This is a genomic window from Limnohabitans sp. MMS-10A-192 (genome assembly GCF_003063335.1).
In the GTDB taxonomy this organism is placed as follows: domain Bacteria; phylum Pseudomonadota; class Gammaproteobacteria; order Burkholderiales; family Burkholderiaceae_C; genus Limnohabitans_A.
In genome coordinates this window covers 119,774-142,450 of record NZ_NERX01000008.1, presented here as the reverse complement: position 1 = coordinate 142,450, position 22,677 = coordinate 119,774, and the positions used below count along the sequence as shown (strand labels likewise).

Genomic DNA, 22,677 nt, shown 5'->3' with positions numbered 1-22,677 from the left:
TGATCAAGACCAGAACAGGTCATTGGCCTGCAATGGGTTAGCACCCAAAGCGCCCAAGTCGATCTTGGCGGCGGCGCCATTGAGGGTGACGACGCCGTTGTCGACAAAGTTGCTGCTGTGTGCCAGATCAAATGCGTCATCAATCTTCAAGTCGATGCGCAGTTGCGAACCCACTTCAGTCATGCTGCCGCCAAATTCAGCCGTAGCCAGGTTCACCAACGAACCGTTGATGGTTGTCCAGAAACCGTTAACGCCAGCGTTTTTGTCCACATACAGACTGATGTTGGTAGGCACAAGTCCTTGGTCAACTTCTTGGGTCGCCGTGATCAGTGACTTGCCATATGGAAGATCCATACCTGCTGCCAGCTGATTGGGTGCCACAGCAGTGTTGGTCACGTCCACCACAGCATTGTTGTTGTTGGTGGTGTGATTGGCTTCGGTTGCCACAACCGTCAGCCCGCCGACTTTATCGACCTCTGGACGGTTCAAGGTGACGGACTGGGTAGTACTTTGTTGCCCACCCAAAACGCCATCCTTGACAACAACATCGATGTTGTAGCTGCTGCGAGTCAAGAAATCTGCCGTTTGCAGATCGGTCAAGCCTGATTTAACAGTGACAGCACCTGTCGTGGCATCGATGTCGAAGAATGCAGCATCGGCACCAGACAAGCTGTAGTTGAACATGCCATAGCCAGTGGTGTCGGTTGCAGTGGCTTGGTAGACCACGCCACTGTTGTCGATCAAGTCACCATTCGACGACGAACTTAGAACAGGCGCCGTATTGTTGCTGGCAACATAAAGAATGTCACTTCCAGGGCCACCAATCGACACACTGGTCAATGGGTCGATCACTGTGAGGCCACCATCTTGCACCGTAATGCTGAAGTCCAATCCTCCCAAAGCATTGATCAGTGACTGCAGAGATACACCACTGCGCAGGTAAACAGTTGCCTTGTTGTTGGCATCGTCTTCTACCAGTTGCAGATAGTCGTTGATGGTTTTACCCGACACGTTGACAGCACCTGCCAGGCTGAAGGCCAAATTGGTGCCTTGCTGGTCGTGCGCCTCAATGCCATAGATCGCGGTGCCAGTGCCTGCTGCACCCACCAGACTGTTCATGGCCGTGACACGGTCAAAAGCGGTCAGCTTGGCGATGGTGACGGTATCCACTGCGGCCGTAGCGATCGATGTCGCAGATTCTGCGGTGATGTAACCGTCTGTGTATGAGGCCGTCACCGTGATGGCTTTACCCACCTGCGCTTGACCCAGCTCCAGTGTGGTGCCCGTCTGTCCGCTGATGGCTTCACCATTGGCTTTCCACTGGTAGCTCAGTACACCCAGACCGTCGCTGTCGGCCAGCGTGCTTGTTGCCGTCAACGTTTGACCCAATGTCGCCTTGCCGGTGATCGTGACCGCGCCTGTGGGAGCATCGTTCACGTTGCCCACGGAAGCCGTAGCCGTCGAGGTCACAGTTTCCGGTGTGCTCTGACCATCTGCGTACGAAGCCGTCACCGTGATGGCTTTGCCCACCTGCGCTTGACCCAACACCAGTGTGGCGCCTGTCTGTCCGCTGATGGCTTCGCCGTTGGCTTTCCACTGGTAGCTCATCGCACCCAGACCATCCACATCGGCCAGTGTGTTGATCACTGTCAGCGTCTGGTTCTGTGTCGGTGTGCCGCTGATCGTGATGGCGCCCGTTGGGACGTCGTTCACGTTCAAAACAGATGCAGTGGCATTCGAGGTCACCGCCTCTGCTGTGCTCTGACCGTCTGTGTACGAAGCCGTCACCGTGATGGCTTTACCCACCAGAGTTTGGCCGAGCACCAGTGTGCTGCCAGTCTGTCCGCTGATGGCCTCACCATCGGCTTTCCACTGGTAGCTCACCACACCCATCCCGTCCACGTCTGCCAGCGTGTTCGCTGCCGTCAGTGTTTGGCCTTGAGTTGCCGTACCCGTGATCGTCACAGCGCCTGTTGGGACGTCGTTCACGTTCAAAACAGATGTGGTGGCGTTTGAAGTCACCGCCTCCGCTGTGGTCTGGCCATCCGTGTACGAAGCCGTCACCGTGATGGCTTTGCCCACCAGGGTTTGACCCAGCACCAGTGTGGCGCCCGTCTGTCCGCTGATGGCTTCGCCGTTGGCTTTCCACTGGTAGCTGATCTCACCCAGACCGTCCACATCGGCCAGCGTGTTGGCCGCTGTCAGCGTCTGGCCTTGTGTTGCCGTACCTGTGATCGTGACCGTGCCTGTAGGGACGTCGTTCACGTTGGCCACCGATGCCGTGGCCGTCGAGGTCACAGTTTCCGGTGTGCTCTGACCATCTGCGTACGAAGCCGTCACCGTGATGGCTTTGCCCACCTGCGCTTGGCCCAACACCAGTGTGGCGCCTGTCTGTCCACTGATGGCTTCGCCGTTGGCTTTCCACTGGTAGCTCATCTCACCCAGACCGTCCACATCAGCCAGTGTGTTGATCACTGTCAGTGTCTGGTTCTGAGTCGGTGTGCCACTGATCGTGATGGCGCCCGTTGGGACGTCGTTCACGTTGGCCACGGCAGCCGTACCTGTCGAAGTCACTGCTTCATTAGTGCCCCGCAAGTCGGTGTACGCAGCGCGCACGGTGATGGCCTTGCCCACTTGGTCTTGACCCAGCGTCAAAGTGCTGCTGGTTGCACCCGTGATCGATTGACCATTGGCAAGCCACTGGTAAGTCACTGTACCCATGCCATCGACATCAACCAAGTTGTTGGCTGCTGTCAATGTCTGGCCTTGGGTCACCGTGCCACTGATCGTCACTTCACCTGCTGGCAAATCATTGACGTTGGACACGGCCACCGACTGCGCGGAGATCATTTGCTCTGGTGCACCCAGTTGATCGGTATAGCTAGCCCGAACAGTGATGGATTTACCCACTTGGTCTTGTGTCAGCACAAAGGTGTTGCCAGTTGCACCAGAAATGGCGTCGCTACCAGCAAACCATGCATAACTCAGTTCACCCAGACCATCCAGATCCGCCAAGGTTCCAACCGATGCGGTCAAGGTTTGACCTTGCACCAACGCACCCGAAATAACAGGCAAGCCTGTGGGCGCATCATTCACGTTGCTGACCAATGACGGCACAGTGTCCGAGCCGTTACGTGTCGTCTGCAGACTGCTCAGTGAATTGGTGTTACCCAAGTTATCGGTATAACGAACCACCACACTGATGAGCTTACCCACTTGCTCCTGACCCAAGGTCAGTGTGGCGCCGTTGGCAGCGGCAATCGGCTCAGTGCCAGCAAACCACTGGTAGTAATAGCCACGACCAGTGTTGATGCCATCTTCGTCTGCCAAAGTCGCGTGGGTAACCGTCAACTCACGCCCTTGTACAGGGGCGCCGTTGATGATGACTTCGCCTGTTGGCTGGTCATCCATGTTGTTTACGCCAATCGTGAAGTCCTCTAGATTGACAGAACCATCTGCACTGAGCGCTTCAACCGTAATTGTGTAGCTCGGACCCTCTTCCGCTTCATAGTTCAAAGCACCTGCGACGGTCACCACACCGGTTTGAGAGTCAATTGCAAACTTGCCACCCGCATCATTGGTGAGGCTGTAAGTGATTGTCTGTCCACCCTCATCGAGATCGCTTGCGGTTATCGCCAAGCCGCTCACCACCGTTCCTACTTCAACGTTCTCGTTCACGTTGTTGTCTGAAACATCCGTATCATGCGGTCCCATCACGTCATTGTCGTTCACGTTGCCCACAGCAATCGTCACCGTGCCGCTCTCACTCGAGCCATCTGCGCTTGTCGCCAGCACCGTGATTTCATGGCTTTGTGCCGTCTCGTAATCGAGAGCCAACGCCACAGTCACCACGCCTGTCTCTTCGTTGATAGCAAACAAACCACCCGGATTGTTGCTCAAGCTGTAGGTGATCGTCTGGCCGCCTGCATCAGCATCGCTGGCAAGCGCCGTCACTCCCACCACAGCCCCCACAGCCGCATCTTCGTCCACTGCATCGGCCGCCGCATCCACATCGTCCGGACCCACCACCGGGTTGTCATTCACATCCGTCAGATTGATCGTCACCTGGGTGGTACTGGCATTGGTACCATCGCTCGCCTCTACATCCAGCGTGTAGCTTTGGTCGGCGCTTTCGTAGTCAATGCTTGCAGCACCTTCAGCCGTCAGACTGATCTGACCCGTGACAGGATCGATCGCAAACAGGTCGTTGCCCAAACCATCTGTTGGCGCATTCACCAGGCTGAATGTCAGTGGATTGAGCGTGCCATCCTCATCCGTGGCCGTGACCACAGCACCGGCAATGTCACCCGCAGCAGCATCTTCTGCCAGATCCACGGCAGCAGGAGGCGTTGCCACCGGCGTGTTGTCATTCACATTGACCAAGTTGACCGTCACCTGAACCGCAGTGCTGGTGTTTGCGCCATCGGTGACCTCAACATCCAGCGTGTAGCTCTCTGTGCTCTCAAAGTCGATGAACGCGGCACCTGCTGTTGTCAGGCTAATCTGTCCGGTCGTGGGGTCAATCTCGAAAAGATCATTGTCTGAACCGTCGGTCGGTCCACCCACCAAGCTGAATGTCAGCGCGTTGAGTGTGCCGTCCGCATCCGTGGCCGTGACCACAGCACCAGCAATATCACCCGCAGCAGCATCTTCTGCCAAATCCACAGCAGCAGGCGGTGTTGCCACCGGCATGTTGTCGTTGACGTTGCCCACAGCAATCGTCACCGTGCCGCTCTCACTCGAGCCATCTGCGCTTGTCGCCAGCACCGTGATTTCATGGCTTTGTGCCGTCTCGTAATCGAGAGCCAACGCCACAGTCACCACGCCTGTCTCTTCGTTGATAGCAAACAAACCACCCGGATTGTTGCTCAAGCTGTAGGTGATCGTCTGGCCGCCTGCATCAGCATCGCTGGCAAGCGCCGTCACTCCCACCACAGCCCCCACAGCCGCATCTTCGTCCACTGCATCGGCCGCCGCATCCACATCGTCCGGACCCACCACCGGGTTGTCATTCACATCCGTCAGATTGATCGTCACCTGGGTGGTACTGGCATTGGTACCATCGCTCGCCTCTACATCCAGCGTGTAGCTTTGGTCGGCGCTTTCGTAGTCAATGCTTGCAGCACCTTCATCCGTCAGGCTGATCTGACCCGTGACAGGATCGATCGCAAACAGGTCGTTGCCCAAACCATCTATTGGCGCATTCACCAGGCTGAATGTCAGTGGATTGAGCGTGCCATCCGCATCTGTGGCCGTGACCACAGCACCGGCAATGTCACCCGCAGCAGCATCTTCCGCCAGATCCACAGCAGCAGGAGGCGTTGCCACCGGCGTGTTGTCATTCACATTGACCAGGTTGACCGTCACCTGAACCGCAGTGCTGGTGTTTGCGCCATCGGTGACCTCAACATCCAGCGTGTAGCTCTCTGTGCTCTCAAAGTCGATGAACGCGGCACCTGCTGTTGTCAGGCTAATCTGTCCGGTCGTGGGGTCAATCTCGAAAAGATCATTGTCTGAACCGTCGGTCGGTCCACCCACCAAGCTGAATGTCAGCGCGTTGAGTGTGCCGTCCGCATCCGTGGCCGTGACCACAGCACCAGCAATGTCACCCGCAGCAGCATCTTCTGCCAAATCCACAGCAGCAGGCGGTGTTGCCACCGGCATGTTGTCGTTGACGTTGCCCACAGCAATCGTCACCATGCCGCTCTCGACCGAGCCGTCAGCACTGGTAGCCACCACCGTGATGTCATGGCTCTGCGCTGTCTCGTAATCCAGCGCACCCAAAACGGTCACCACACCGGTGTTTTCGTCAATCGCAAACAAACCACCTGCATCATCGCTCAGGCTGTAAGTGATCGCCTGGCCGCCCGCATCGGCATCGCTGGCAAATGCTGTCACACCCACCACCGCGCCAATCGACGCGTCCTCGTCCACCTCGTCTGCAGCAGTGTCAGTGTCATCCGGTCCCACAACCGGGTTGTCGTTGAGGTTGTCGATCGTCAGCGTCAGCGACTTTCTGCTGATGTTGCCTGCAGCATCCTCGGCCACAACTTCGAAGGAGTAGCTCGATTGCGTTTCGTAATTCGGGCTGCTGTTGATGGTGACCACACCATTGGCGTCGATGCTGAAGGCACCTGCATCTGTGCCGTCCAGGCTGTATGTGAATGAGCTCGACGTATTGGGCGCATTGAAATCGGTGTCGAACGCATCGGCGTCATACACCTCTGTGCCATCAGCAATGTTTTCATCCTGACTGGCCACCACATCACCCGAGGTGAATGTCGGAGCTTCTTCGTCGACGTTCACCACAACCAAACGCAATGCGCTAATGGCAGATGAGCCGTCGGCAGAGGTCGCCTTGACATACACCGTGCGGGTATCACCACCGGTTTCGTAGTCGATCGGCGCAATGACCGAAATATCCCCCGTCGAAGCATTGATGTAGAACTCACCGGAACTGTAGGGCACAGTTCCAAGTTCATTGCCAGTCAGCGAATAACTGACCGTGTTGGTCGTGGCATCGGCATCGACCGCTACCGCCTTGACGCCCAGCAGCGTACCGACCGTCTGGGTCGGAGTGATGCCATATTCACCCTCAGGGAAGGTGTTGGGCAGCAAACCCTCGAATGTGTTGTTCACGTCGAAAGTCGGACGTGTCACATCAAACTCATCCCGATCAGCAATCACGATCGTCAGGGTTCGATCAACAGATTCACCATGCTGGTCGGTTGCGCGCACAGTCACCGTGTAGCTGCTGCGCACCTCGGTGTCCAGAGGCGCTGCAGGGGTCAGCTGCAGCTGTGCTGCGTTCGACGGGTTGAAGCGGAAGAACGCAGCATCTGCGCCACCCACGACCTCGTAGGTGAAGCTGTCGTTCTGGTCGGCATCCACCGCGCTCAGCGTGGTGATGGTTCTCCACGACGGGTTCAGTGCGCCGGCACCTACGACTTCATTGATGACCAGGCCACCGGAATCACTGATGGCACTGGGCCGATCGTTGACGCCATTGACCGTGATGATCACGTTTTGCGTGTCCGTGTCGTTGGTTGCACCGGAATCGTCCTGGGTGCTGACACTGAAGGTCAAGGTCACCGTTTCGTTGGCGCCCAGGAACTGAACGTCATCGTTGGCAACCTGGTAGTTCCAGCCAGTCTGGTCGGCCGTGAAACCGCTTGTCAGTGCAGCCTCTTGCTCGGCACTGAGTGTGTATGAAGCAGACAGCGTCGCGTCGTCCCATGCAGTGGACACCACTTCGGTGGTGATGGTCTGCACGTCCAGATCATCAGGGTCCACCACCGAGACTGCGCCGCTGTCCGTCAGGTCGGCCGTGCTGTCTTCCTCGGTCACATCGCCGGTAGCCGTCACGGTGATCGCAGGACGGTCGTTGGTCCCGTACAACGTGATGGTCACCTCCTGTGTGACCGTACCACCTGTTTCACCATCGTCGATGGTGATGGTGTAGACCTGAGTCAGGGTCTGACCTTCACTCAAGTTGTCCAGCTCGCTGTCAAACGCACTGAAAGTCCATTGCACTTCCTTGTTGATCGGATCAACAGCGCCCAAGGTCAACGCACCGATCGGCAGGGCAACCTCATTGCCTTGGTCGTCCAGCACCACGGTGTCAACGGTGGCCGTGTGCGTATCGGTCAGGTCCACATCGGCAAACTCGATGGTGCCCTGGTCGGTCAGGGTAGCGGTGAGCTCGTCAAGGGCTGCGTCTGCGCGTTCGGTGACTCCACCTGCGCTCTGGGCAGCGGTAATCGTCGGCGCGTCGTTGGTCCCGTTGATGGTCACAACGATTTGTCGGGTCTCCGTATCGCCGTTCTGATCAGAGAATGTGACCTCGAACGTATCCACCTGCGTATCGCCCACACCCAGGTATTCCACGCTGGCCGCAGAAACCGCATAGTCCCAACGCAGTTCACCGCCAGTGCCCGTGCCCGTGGTGTCGGTCACGATTTCTACATTGGTCAACGCACCACCCACGGTGCCAACCGGCACCGAGGTGGTCACCACGTGCTCATCGGCCAGATCCAGATCGGTGAACTCGATGGTGCCAAAAGCCGTCAATTCGGCCCCAACAGCTGGCGCATCCAGCTCGTCGAGATCTGCCGACAGAACCGGCGTACCCGTGACCACAATGCCGTCATTGGTGCCCGTGATCGTGATCGCAATGGTATGCGTATCGAACGCCTCTGCCGTGTCGTCATCTGTCGAGGTGACGGTGTAGGTCAGTGTGACCCTCTGGCCGTCCTGCAAGTAGTCGAACGCCGTCACGGCTGCTGAATCGAACTCCCAATCCAGGTTGTTGGCAGTGCCCGCATTGGCAGCATTGGTGTCGTTGGACTGGATGCTCAACATGCCCAGCAGATTGGCTTCGCTCAATGTAGCCAGACCTGTGGTGATGCCACTGGTCACCACCGAGGTTACTGTGGTGGTAACGTTGTCGGTGAAGTCAACATCGTTCACCGTCAGTGTGCCGGTGATCTGCAGTGCCCCGTCCGTTTCGGTCTCGCCACCCACGTCACTGTCGTTGGTCGCGACCGAAATCACCGGAGCATCGTTGGTGCCTGTCAGTGTGACTGTCAGGGTCTGGGCAACGGTGGCACCCGTGTCGTCCTCAATGTCGTAAGACACCACGATGACACGTTGCTCGCCGGTGGCCAGATCATCAAATGCCGCATCTTCCGAATCTACGCTCAACGTGTTTCCGGTAATGATGTCCAAACCTGCGGGCAGACCTGGAGTCGATGCACCACCATCAATGGTGTAGCTTAGGCTGCTGGCGACCACGCTGAGCGTGGCGGTTTCATCGCGATCAAGGTCGGAAGCACCGTCCAGCATATTCACGTCGTAACTGACATCGCCTTCATCTGCAGACGTCGACAGCACATCCAGCACGGTAGGTGCGTCGTTCTGTCCGGTCAGTGTGATCGTGACGGTTTCGTCTGCAGTACCCGATTCGCTGTCCGTGACGCGAACGGTGTATGTCAAGGTCAGTGTGTCCGTGGACTTGAGGTAGTCGAACGGCTCGGCACCGGAGTCGAACGCCCAGGTGACAGCCGCGGTCCTGTTGGAGCCAGCGCCCGAAGCCGTTAGTACGCTAGTCGGGGACACCGCCATCATGGCCAACAAGTCGGCCTCGAGCAGACTGCCCACAGGGCCCGTGGTCGACACACTCAGGACAGACGCGTCAAGCGACTGGGTGTAGTCCACATCGGTGACCGTGATGGTGTCTGTTGCAGTCAGCGCCTGGCCGTCACCGTTGACGCCCTCTGTCTGATCGCCAGTCACACCGTCATTGGCACCCACGGCAATGGTCGGCAGGTCATTGACCGGCGTGACATTGATGTAGGTGGTTGCGGAAACACCCGGGTTGCCATCGGGGTCAAACGTGGTGTCCATGTCGCGCGAAGTGAACACCACCTCTCGCATGGTTGGATCGGGGTCTTGCGAAGTGTTGGTGTACTGAACCGTACGAGTCGCAAGCTGGAAGTAAGTGCCGTCTAGTCCCTGACCAGCATCAATGCCCACATATCCGATGGCCAAATTCAAAGCGGTAAAGGTCAGCTCGGTGGCATCGATCAAACCGTCCGTGCCTGTGCCGTTGCCTGTCACGCTGATGCCCGCTGCCGTCACAGACGCCATGCTGGAAATCGTCAGGTACTCTTGGTAGAGCGTCACCAGCGGATTCAGCGCGTCCACCACATTGTCAAGCGGGTTGGCGAGTGTGACAGTGACCGAACGGATGTTTCCATCCTGGTCAACGATCTGTGCATCCGAATCCGTGACAAACACGGCACCGGTTTCTTCGGTATAGGGATTGACGTAGAAGTCACGTTCGGCCTGGTCTGCACCGTTGAGGTCGACCACTGCGCCCCAATTGACTTGCACTGCCGTCGTGGCCGTAGCAGTCAATGGCGTGGCAGCGCCCTCGCCCGCAGGATCCCCCTGATCGGTGACAGACACCGTGATGGTGCGTGTGCCTGCAGTCGCGTTGGGGTTCGTGTTGTTGTAAGTGATGGCCCGCAGCACTTCCTCGAAATTGGCATGGCTGTCACCAGCAGTGCTGCTGAAAGTCAGTGTCGTGGTGCCCAGGCCAACAACCGTGATGCCGGCCGGCAACTGATAACCCGAAGCCAGATCGAGGGTTTCGTAGGTGATGCTGAGGTTGTCACGCAGACCCTCGCTGATGGAGACCACCATTTCGGTCAGCACATCGCCCGTGTCCACATCGCTGAGCAAAGTGCCCGTGAGCTGAGGATCAATGATGGCGACAGCTGTGCCTCGCGGATTGAAGGCCACACCAGATGTGTTGTCGTTACCGCCCGCACCACCGTTGAGGTCCACCACCGGCGCATCGTTGATCGGGTTGATCGTGATGGCCACCGTGTCGGTGTCCGACAGGGCCACGTAAACCGCACCGGTATTGCCACCATCGTCCGTGACCATCGTCAGCGTGTCGCTGCCGTTGTGGTCCTGATTACCCTGGTAGGTCACCGCGCCCGCAGCCGCCAGAACGGCATTGATGTCCGTCACCGAACCCGTCAGCTCCACAGAGCTCGAGCCGTTGCTGGCCGCCGTCACAGCACCGCCTGTGCCCGCCACCGTGATCTCACCGTTGAGAACACTCAGTGTCACTGTCACGGTGGCTCCAACCGTCTCGTCGGCGTCCAGGTCTGCAATCTGCAGACCCGTGATGTCCAAACCCGTGTCTTCGTCCACCGTCTGGTCAGCCGGCACCGTGTTCACCGGTGCGTCGTTGACAGCATTCACTGTGATTTCGGCAATCGCCGTATCTGCCGACAGTGTTTCGATGCCGCCGATATTGGCGCCCGAGGCCACGTCCAGATAATCGCCTTCGACGCCCACCGTCTCGTCCCAGGCGCGGAAAGTCAGGCCCTGTGTCACGGTGCCGTTGTAGTTGGCCTCCGGCACGAAGCGCACCAGCGCTGCTCTGCCGAGCAGCAATGCCTCGTCATTGTCCAGTTTGGTGACATCGATGTCTGCCCACGAACCACCCGAGAGCTTGTACTGCCAGGTGCCGTTCGTGTTGTCGACCGCCGTGATCGCCATGGCTTCCGGTTCGGCGCCGGGGAGGTCTACGTCCGTGATCCAGCCAGCGCCAATCAGAGCGGCCACCGTCGTGCCGACGTTGGCAGCATCCGCCACATCTTCGTCGATCGTGCTCACCACAGCCACGGCAGTGTTGGTGTCCAGCACCGGCGCATCGTTGATCGGGTTGATCGTGATGGCCACCGTGTCGGTGTCCGACAGGGCCACGTAAACCGCACCGGTATTGCCACCATCGTCCGTGACCATCGTCAGCGTGTCGCTGCCGTTGTAGTCCTGATTGCCCAGGTACGTCACCGCACCCGTAGCCGCCAGCACAGCGTTGATGTCCGCCACCGAACCCGTCAACTCAACTGTGCTGTCGCTGTTGCTGTAAATGGCCGTGACACCGCTAGCACCACCTGTGCCAGCAACTGACAACTCACCATGGTCCACGCTCAACGTCACCGTCACTGTTGCTACGCCAGCCTCATCAGCGTCCAAGTCAGCAATCTGCAGACCCGTGATGTCCAGACCCGTGTCCTCATCCGTCGGCAGCGCTGTCACCGTTGTGTCGGGCACCGTGTTCACCGGTGCGTCATTCACCGCATTCACGATGATTTCGGCAGTCGCCGTATCTGCCGACAGTGTTTCGATGCCGCCGATATTGGCACCCAAGGCCACGTCCAGATAATCGCCTTCGACGCCCACCGTCTCGTCCCAGGCGCGGAAAGTCAGGCCCTGTGTCACGGTGCCGTTGTAGTTGGCCTCCGGCACGAAGCGCACCAGCGCTGCTCTGCCGAGCAGCAATGCCTCGTCATTGTCCAGTTTGGTGACATCGATGTCTGCCCACGAACCACCCGAGAGCTTGTACTGCCAGGTGCCGTTCGTGTTGTCGACCGCCGTGATCGCCATGGCTTCCGGTTCGGCGCCGGGGAGGTCTACGTCCGTGATCCAGCCAGCGCCAATCAGAGCGGCCACCGTCGTGCCGACGTTGGCAGCATCCGCCACATCTTCGTCGATCGTGCTCACCACAGCCACGGCAGTGTTGGTGTCCAGCACCGGCGCATCGTTGATCGGGTTGATCGTGATGGCCACCGTGTCGGTGTCCGACAGGGCCACGTAAACCGCACCGGTATTGCCACCATCGTCCGTGACCATCGTCAGCGTGTCGCTGCCGTTGTAGTCCTGATTGCCCAGGTACGTCACCGCACCCGTAGCCGCCAGCACAGCGTTGATGTCCGCCACCGAACCCGTCAACTCAACTGTGCTGTCGCTGTTGCTGTAAATGGCCGTGACACCGCTAGCACCACCTGTGCCAGCAACTGACAACTCACCATGGTCCACGCTCAACGTCACCGTCACTGTTGCTACGCCAGCCTCATCAGCGTCCAAGTCAGCAATCTGCAGACCCGTGATGTCCAGACCCGTGTCCTCATCCGTCGGCAGCGCTGTCACCGTTGTGTCGGGCACCGTGTTCACCGGTGCGTCATTCACCGGGGTAATGTTCACGGTCATGGTGGCGCCAGCTGCACTCCAGTCCTGGCCGCTGTTGAAGGTGTCTCCGTCATCCTGGACACTGAACTCGAAGCTCACCGCGCTGAGGTTATCGTTGTCTTCGGGATCCGGCGTGTAGGTCAGATTGCCGATATTCGCAACGGCAATCTCATCGCCAGCCTCAACGTCCACACCATCGAGTTTCAGCACACCATGGGTAGGCAACGTATCAATCCGGATCGCGGCCAGGCTGTTGCCCGGGATGCCAGTGCCCACATCTGTGTTGTCGTTGAAGCCGAAGTCAGGCGCCGTGAACGTGAACTCCGTGTCTTCCGTCGCAGTCACCTGGCTGTTTTCTGCATTGGGCGCATCGTTGACAGGCGTGAGATTGATGATGGTTTTGGCCGCCACACTCAGGGTGCCATCGGCATTGAGGCTGGTGTTGCCGTCCACGTCAATGGCACTGACCTCAATGGTGCGGTCAGGTGTCGGACGGGTGTCCATGGCGTCGTCGTTGTTGACGTAGCCCACACGGCGCAAGCCGTATTGGAAGTAAGTCGCGTCTGCACCGTTGGCAGCCGTGAAGGTGATGACGGTGGCTTCATCCAGGTTGTTGACGCCTGAGCCGTTGCCAGTGACCACAATGCCACGGGTCAGCAGGTAGGCGGTGGCAGCTGCATCGGGGGCCGTCAGGTATTCCTTGATCGGCCCGTTCAACTCGTTGTCTACAGGGTTGGTGAGGTCAACTTTGAGTTCGCGGATCAGGCCACCCTGATCGGTGATGCTGGCATCGTCAAAAGCAATGCGTACAGCCGAAGTCTGTTCAACGTACGAAATGGTGTATTGACGGCCGACGGCATCGAAGTCACCGATCGGGTTGGTGAGCGTGTTGAGGGTCCCGCTGTTGTCAACCACAGGAGTCCATGGCACGCGCACTGTGACCGTAGACACCACCGGCCCTGCCACGACTGCAGTGGCTGTCGTGTTGCCACTCAGCGGGGTATTGACTGTGTCGTAGAAGGCCAGGTCCTGGCCCGCTTGCAAGCTCAGCGAGCGGCTGGCAACAAAGTGCATGGAGTCCAGCACTTCAGTCACCACGGCGCCGGTATCCGCGCCATTGATGAAGATGCGCTGGCCTGGCAGCACCCCTGCAACAGGCTCAGTGGTGCTGATAGACGCCGTGTTCGAGGCCAGACCGTTGATGTCGCTCAACGAAATCTGAACAGTGCGGTCACCTGCGAAGGCATTGGGGTTGCTGTTTTCATACAGCACTTCACGCAAGAGGCTCTCGTAAATGCTCGATGACAGACCGCCCGCGGGTGCATTGAGCGTGAGTACGAAACCACTCGACGACGGCTGCGACAAAACGGTAATGCCGTGAAAGTCGGCCAGATCCTGGCCAGCCTGGGAGAGGGACAGCGTCTCGTAAATGGTGCCGAACTGGTTGTCACGCACACCCGTGACTAAAGTCACAGTGGCGCTGCTGACGTCTCCGCTGTCCACATCGGTCACTGTCAGCTTTGGGGCAATTTCGACGGCATCACCACGTGGTTTGAAGGTGACAACGTTGTTGTTTCCAGCAGACGTCACCACATAAGGGGATGCAACACCGTTGTTCGTGAAGCTCAGGGCATTGAGGTTATCAAGTGCGCCTTGATTCTTGGCGAGCAGCCTGAGAGTGCCATCATCATTGATCGATGCAACCCAATTCGGGAAAGAGGCATTCTCGAAGAGTGCCCCGATCTGCTGGATCGTCATGCCAGGCTCAAGATCGAGCGTGAAACCATCGAACGTCAAAGGTGTAGGGTTGGCAGCTGTCGCGGGTACGGGCAACAGCAAAATATCAACAATTTCGTTAACGGTGCCCTGGAAGTCTGCCAGCTGCAGGTCTGCAACGTTTTGCTCCAAAACACTGGTGAGCGTGATGCTGCCGTTGTTGTTGTTTACAGCTGTCCAGTCGGCATTGCCAACCAGCGCAGCCACGACCGCCGTGGCCACTTCCATAGCCGTGGTGGAAGCAGTCAGGTCAATAGTTAGCCCGGCAAAGGTCAGAACGTTGATGTTGGCAGGCTTGGCCAAGAATGTCACATCGACGATTTCAGGCACGGCCGGCAGTGCAGCCGCATCGCCTTGCTGCGTGATCGTCACTGCAGTGGCCAAGGCGGCGACAGTGGCGCTGCCTTCGACCACATAGCCACCACCTGCATCGACGATCAGGGCGTCGTTGACAGCATCGGCCACAATGTCTGTCGTGCCTTGAATGATGTAGTTGGTGCCACCATCATCGCTGGTGCTGTAGGTCAGCGTGTCGTAGTTGCCCACCGCCTGGTTCTGGTTGGCACCCGTCACATAGTAGACGTCGTTGACGGCCAGCCAGTTCATCAGGTCGGTAGAGCTGTTGGCCGTGATGGTCAGTGTATTGGTGTCATACCCCGAGACGGTCAGCGCGCCGCTGTTGGTGTCCACTCGCAAAGTGCCGTTGGTGACGGCAAGCTTGAGTGTGACAGTAGGACCATCGACATCGACGATGTCAATCACCGCATTGCTCAGGTCGAGCAGCACCGGAACATCTTCGTCGACCGTGATGGACGCAGGAATGACGCCAGTCACGGTGGGCAGGTCGTTCTCGCCGTCAATGTAGATCGTGAGCACGCCGCGGTCAGTCAAACCGCCGGTGTCTACAACGCGGTAATTGAACTCTTCAATCAGCTGCTGGCCGGGCAGCAGGGCCTGGACATCTGCATTGTCCTGGTCGAGCTCGTAGGTGTATTCACCTGAGGACTTAGTCACGGTGAGCGTGCCGTAAGTACCGATGTAGGTGAGCGTGGTGCCATTGTCTGTGGCCAGCGTACCTGCGCCCACAGTGGCACCAAAGCGCACCTCGTTGATGCTCATGGTCCCGTTGCCATTGGCATCGCTGTCGTTGGCCAGCAGGTCACCGCTGTACGGAGAAACGGTGTCGATGGTCCCGTTTTGATCGCCCGAGTGCTCGGTGATCGTGACGGTGTCGTCCACCGCGACCGGGGCCACGTTGCCCAGCTGGATCGGACCCACGTCATCAGAGGCTGTGTTGGCCTGGGTGTAGCCACCGTTGTCGGTGTAGGAGACCACGTTCACGCGCAGATACTTGTTCGCATCGGTGGTCTGCACGGTGTAGGTTGACGATGTGGCGCCGCTGATATTGCCCCAGGGGCCTGTCGGAGAGCTGGAAGATTGCCACTGGTAAGTCGGGTTCGACGAGCTGATGCCGTCAGCGTCTTCCAGAATCGCGGTGAGGGTGTATCCGGGCGCAGCGGTGCCAGAAATGCTGACCGTACCGGTGTCGTTGGCGTCGGCCACGAACTTGACATTCGAGATCGGAGTTTCGGCCACGCCAGCCGCGTCTGTGTAGAAGGCCTGCACACGGACAAAGTTTTCCGACTCGCTTTGCTGCAGGATGTTCAGGGTTTGCGTGGTGCCATAGCCACCGGTGCCAACGACGTCGGTCCAGGCGCCCAGCGGCACAAAGCTGGGCAGCGTCACGGGGTCTGTGCCCAGGTTGACGGCGACGGTCGACAGATCGTCGCGATGGCCGATCGTGTCCGCGATCAGCTTGATGGTGCCGTTGCCGTTGTCAATGGCCGTCCAGTTGGCAATCGCGGGGTTGGCATTGATGGCGTTGGTCACTGCCGCAGCCATTTCTGCGGCAGTGCTGGCGTTGGTCAGGTCGATGCCCACACCGTCAAAGGCCACACCGGACACACCATTGGGCTTGCTGGCGTTGAACGTGACCAGCACTTCTTCGCCTTGCGCACCACCGGGCAGTGTCGTAACAGCAACAGTCACGACCTGGGCGCCGGAGACCACAGGGGCTTTCTGCCACTGGTAGGTCACGCCCACATCGCCGGTAAAGCTCGATGTTTGCAGGTCGGCCTGATTGGCGGGTGTCACACTGGTGAGCGTGATGCTGCCGTTGTTGTTGTTGACCGCCGTCCAGGTTGCGTTGCCGTTGAGCGCCGTCACCACAGCGGCTGCGACTTGCTGCGGCGTGCTGGCGGCACTGAGGTCAACCGTCACACCGGCAAACGTCATGCTCTTGACACCGGCAGGTTTGTTGCCGAAGGCAACGCTGACGATTTCGGACAGCGGGGCAGGCGATGCCAATGCATCGCCTTGCTGCGTCACGGTCACGCTAGTGGCCAATACCGCCGTCATGCCGTCAATATCGGTCGGCAACTGAGCGATCAGGTCATGGCCCTGGGTGGGGGTACCGGTGTAGGTCACTGCACCGGGGTTGTTAGCGGTCAGACCGTATTGCTGGTTCGGTGTCGAGCTGCTGCCCCCCGAGAGGTCCAGCGTGAATGAGGAAGTGGCCGAGGTGCCCACTGCGTCCGTGCCGGTAATGACAAAGTTGAGGTAGGGCTCACTGCCCGGCGCGTTGCCCGAAATGACGCCGGTAGTGGGGTCAATGCTCAGGCCATAGAAGGACAAGGGCTGGTCATTGGCCGTGGCGCTGTAGGTCAGGGTGTCGCCGGCATCCGGGTCGTAGAAGGGCGACAGAAGGTCGATATCGATGTTAAGCGGTGCACCAGGCGTGCCGGTCATGTTGGCCAGGGGGGCATCAACGCTGACCGGGTCATTTACTGCCGCGATGTTCAGGGTCCGGGTGACACCCGAGACCACGCCATTGACACCGTCCACGATGTCGTAAGTCAGTGTCACAGGCCCGTTGTCATTGAGCGCCGGAACATAGGTGAAGCCACCCACACCATCATCAACGATGGTGCCACTGCTGGCACTGATGTTGGTGACCGACAGGGTGTTGCCATCGGCATCGGTGTAGCCCTGGGTCAGATCGGCTGTACTGATGGTCTGGGTGGTGTCTTCCGTGCCAGACAGGTCTGCTGCCGCCAGCGTGGCATCCGTCAGCGCGGGAGCAGCATTGGACAACTGGAAGGTCACCGTGTTAGGGCTGGTCGAAATCGGGTTTTCTTCGACGTAGAACTGCAGCCCGGTAATGGCCGTGTTCGTTTCATTGGCGTCAGCCGTGTACTTGAGCTTGCCGGCCACGATGTCGGCCGTCGGAATCCAGTAACCCAGCACCCCGTTGGGCAAAGGGTTGGTTCCCGGGTAGGTGGCCTGCATGTCGTTGGCAAACGTCAGGCCTGCCATGTCAACATCGATGCTGCCATTGTTGAGTGTCAACGTACCACTGCTCGGCAACGCCGTGATGATCACGTAGTTGAACGGTCCGTTTTCGGCATCGGTGAAATCGCCGAAATCAGACAGGGACAAGACGATGGCCTGACCACGGGCTGCGGTGGTGGTGGTGTCTGTGGAAGCGGGAGGCGTGTTGCCATAGTCGACAGTGATGTCGACATAACCCGTGATCGTGGTGTTGCCATCGGTCACCGTGTAGGACCGGGTGACCACCTCGGTGCCGGACTTGTTGGCATCCATCGGAGCGGTGAAAATCAGCGTATTGCCCGAAACACCAGCGCCGCTGAACGTCAAATTTGCCAGCGGCGTGTCCGGATCTGTCACGAGGGTGGACAAGTCCACCGTGATGGTTTGCCCCTCAGCGGCGTTGGCTGTGCCAAGCGTTGCCACGGGCATGTCCAAGTTGACCGCTGTTGCAGTGTCTGTGCTGACCGCTGTACCGCCGAAAAATGCGAAGGCGGTGGTCTGGTTCTCAACAACCGAAATGGTTACGGATGCGAGTGTCTTGCTCGAATCCGCAACGACTTTGAAACCAAAGATGGCGGGGTCGTTGACAGCGTCATAATCGTACTGCCCCATCCAACCACTGGGGATGGCCGCACGATCCATCTCGTCAATCAAACGATAAACATTGGTCGGCAGCAGATCGTTGTCGTACCAATCAGGCACCGAAAGCAAATCAGATGTTTCGGTACTGGCATCCGTGTAAGTCAGCGTGACTTCAAAGGTGGCGTTACTGCCAACGCCTGCCCCCCCTGCTGACGCGAACAAATGAACCTCGCTGTACTGCCCATTCACAATGTTGATGGTCGCAGTATTCAAGGATGCCCCAGAGGTCTGCACACCGTCTACGGACACGCCTTGGCCGGTCACTCTCCAAGCGTTATTGCCGGCCTCATTGAAGTTCGCAAGATCAACATAGGGATGGGTACTGTCTGCCGCAAAAACACCATCATCAGGAAGACCGTCACCCGGATTCCCCTCCGAGGTCGCCACAGACTCGCTGACAAATGCATAGTTGTCATCGAAATTGGCCGTCGGTGTTACGGCTGCGGCATCGTCATCGCCCCAGACCACATCCGCGTTGAACAACGGTGTGAAGTTGAGCGCCGTCGAATTTTTGATGGTGTAGGTCTGTGTCGCCGAGACGCGACCACCATTTCCATCGATCACGTCATAAGACAACGTGACAAGACCCGTATCGTTTGTGGCCGGGGTGATGGTCCACGTGTCGTTGCCGTTCGCCGTGACCACGGCAAACTCGTTGGCACGCAGAGATTGAATGCTCAGCGCATCACCATCCACATCGCTGAAGCCTTGCAGCAGCTGGGCTTTGGTGACCGTGTAAGCCACGTTTTTCTGCGCGTCGGGCAGTGTGGCCGAGGCCGAACCTGTAGGCGCGTCGTTGACCGGGTCCACCGTGAAGGTTCTTGATGCACCTGTGGTCGTGGCAGTGCCGTCTGTGACGCTGTAGTTCAGTGTCACCGTGCCATTGAAGTTGGCAGGCAATGTGATGGAATAAGTGCCGTCGGCGTTGGCTGTGACTGGCGTCACGTTGCTGTTGATGGTCTTGGTCAAGCCGGTAACGCTCAACGTGTCGCCATCTGCGTCTGTGAATCCAGCCACCAGATCTTTGGTTCTGACGATGTAGGTTCGGTCTTCGACCCCGTCTGCCAAAGTGGCTTGTGTCCCGGTCAGGGCAGGTGCATCGTTGACGTTGGCCACGCGCGCGGTCTGCGTGCTGAACACAGCTTCGTTGGCACCGCCTTGATCCTGGTAGCTCACCTTGACCGAAATGGACTTGCCCACGTGGGACTGTGTCAGCGCCAGTTCGTCGCTGCCAGCACCGCTGCCGGCTTGCACCTGCACGCCATTCGCATACCAGGTGTAGGTCAAAGCACCCAGACCATCGGCATCGAGCAGTGAAGACGCATCCGCCGTCAGTGTGCTGTTCTGGGCCAGTGTGCCCGTGATGCTGACACCGCCTGTGGGTGCATCGTTGAGGTTGTTGCCCAACGTCAGCGTGAACACATCCGAAATGGTCGCATTGATGTACTGGATGGACGCGTCGATTTGGGTGGCGCCATTTGACAAGCTGGCGTTGGTGATTTCGCGCTTGTCAGGGTCGGTGATGGTCAGAACACCGTTGGCGTAGCTGACGGTCACGGTGCTCAGGCCCGGTGTGGCCTGAATGGCGGCCTCAATGGCCTGCGCTAAGCCCACACCCGTGGTGGCAGCAGCCACGTCGACAGAAGGTACCGTGACCGTGATGGAACCGATCTGGATGCTGAAGGTCTGCGCGGCGTCTGCAGCTGCATCGTTTGCCACGTCAATCAGCGCTTGGGAGTTGACTCCGGTGTCTTGCGCGTAAACGCGCACGTTCAGCGTGCTCGACTGCTCCGAGGCCGTGGGGTTGCCACTGAAGGTGCGCGTCAGAGGATTGAAATCGAGCCATAACGGCAATGGATCACCATTTTCAAGTTTAGCGTCGTAGCTCAGGCCCAGACCTTCAGCATCCACGAAGGTGTTGGCCGGGATCTGGAAAGACCATTCGCCGGCACCGTTGAAGGTGGCGGGATTCTCGATGGCGGCATTCAAACGCGGCACATCGTTGGTGCCGGTGATGGTGATGTCCAGCGCACGCAGCGCTCCGGCACCATCCGGATCAACCACTTTGAGGTCGAAGCGGTCATTGACCGAGGCGCCTTCGGGCAGGGCGTTGATCGCCTCCAGCCGGTTGGGGGTGTAGACCCAGGTTTTGGTGCTGGCATTGAAGGTGAGCAGGCCGTACAGGCCTTGAAGCTGCCACATGTTGGCCGAGGTTTCCAAGCCGCCGCGAATGGAGTATTCGAGCTGGCTTGCAGACGATTCGGCATCGGTGGCCACAACAGTACCCCTGAGGGTCTGGCCGGAAACTGCAGAGCCGGTTCCTGTAGAGAGCACCAGGGTGCCCGCGGTATCGCGGACATAGGTGTCTTGCACGCCACCAGTGATGGTCTCACTGGGGCTGAACTCGGGCGCATCGTTGGTGGGCAGCACGATGATGCCGACGGTGCGCTCCACTGCGCTGATGCCAGCGGTGGCTGCAGCGGTCAGTGTGTTGACGTAATTGCCACCCGCAGGCGCACCTGTGGCGTATAAAAGCGTATTGAAGCTGCCGTCGGTGGCCAGCAGTTTCAGTGCGGACGGGGTGCCGTTGTAGTCAGCCACCGGGTTGAAGCGGATCAGGGTGCTGTACGACAAAGCCAGCGCATTGGTGGCGCTGACAGCGGCTGTATCAATGGCGTGCCAAGCACCACCTGCGTAGTATTCCCAAGTGCCTTCGGTGCTCGGGTCAGCATCGGTGCCGGTGATGACCACACCCGCCATGTTGCCCGCGCCGCTCTCAATGTCATTGAAGTAGCTTCCAAGACGGCCGATCAGCGTCACACCGGGATTGCTCACCTGGTCTTCGGTCATGGGCATCAGCACCACGCTGTTGGACAGGCTGGGGGCGTCGTTGACCGAGTTCACGACTGCAGTCATGGTGTAGGCGTTGGCGCTCCACTCGTAGCCGTCAAACACTTGGAAGCCAAAACTGGTCTGTCCATAGTAATTTGCTACCGGGGTGTAGCGCAGACCTGACAGGCTGCCCGCTGCAATCTCTTGGCCCGAAGAGACATTTGACCCGTTAAGGGTCAGAGTGCCAGAGTCGGGCAAACTGGTTATTCTGAGCTTGACGAAACCATCGTTATCTGAATCGTTGAATCCAAACAAGCCTGAGCTGAATGTGTAGCGACCATCCTCGTCTAAGCTCACGCTATTGCTGGCTGCATTGGGCTTTATATTGGTGAAAACGGAAAGTGTAGTGGCGGACGTGCTGAACAACCAGCCATTGACTTCGCCATCAACTTTGAGCAGCAGGGTGGTGCCCTGCATGAACTCAAAATTAGGAATGTTGTATGTGGTGACAAAACTCTGGTTGTTGTAACCACGCAAGTATTTGTCACCGTAAGTGTTGATCAGCGCCGTCCATGAACCGCCGTTGTTGTAGCTGATGTAAAGCGCGTCGCGCTCACCTTGATCGAAGTCAACGTCATAGCCTGTAACCTTGAGCGTGCCACCGGATTTGTATGTCACGCCTGTGGCGGTCATGATGGCGTCTCTGCTGTAGCTACCGCTGGCGCCACTGAAGCTATAACTCACTGACGCGCCCAGCGTCTGCTCATAGCCTTGAAACTCCATGCTGGTTGTGTTGATTTCACCGCTTGCAGCCTCCAACACCCAATCCCCGCCAAGGTAACTTGCACCCGTTACGTCTGAAGAAGCGGCAACATCAGCGCCTGTGGCAATCGCCAGCGCATCGATGAACGCACGACCAGCATCACCTGCTGCAACGTCACAACCGTAAAGCAAGATGTCTGCATCCGCACTCAATGCATTTGCAATGGTGGTCAGCGCATCCAAGTTGTAACTAAAACCCAAACGATCAATATTCAACGCGCCATTGCCGAGCGAAAGATACCCCGATCCACCGTGCGACAGCACATGCAGCACATCAACGCCAGTCCGGCCCTGCAGAGCATTGGCGATCTGTGTCAGGCCAGCCTCCTCACTGTTGAGCATGACAACTTCATAGCCGGGATCAACTTGCGCCAGAAGGCTGTCAATGTTGGCAACGCGGCTATCGATAAACAGAATTTGTGTGTTAACTGCGGACATGAGAACTCTCCTGGACTCTTAAAACTGGAAGGGGGTTGTGTGGGCTGCCGCGTTGCTTTGTTGCAACGCAGTGGCATTAGCCACAGACAACCTTGGGGCAGAAGCGCTGCCGGACTTGATCGAGAAACTCTGCATACCAAATGACTGACCCATCAGATCTACGGCACAGGGATGGCTTGCCCTGATCTGTCGGGGCAAAGAGCCCCCTCGCCCGCGTACGGGCAAGGC

Annotated in this window: 1 protein-coding gene; it reads right to left on the bottom strand. The window is 58.3% G+C overall.

The features are described 5' to 3' along the window. Positions 1–3: 3 nt before the first annotated feature. Positions 4–22,449, bottom strand: coding sequence for a cadherin domain-containing protein (locus B9Z43_RS15145; protein ID WP_108326791.1), 22,446 nt, complete (start codon positions 22,447–22,449; stop codon positions 4–6). Positions 22,450–22,677: the final 228 nt, after the last annotated feature.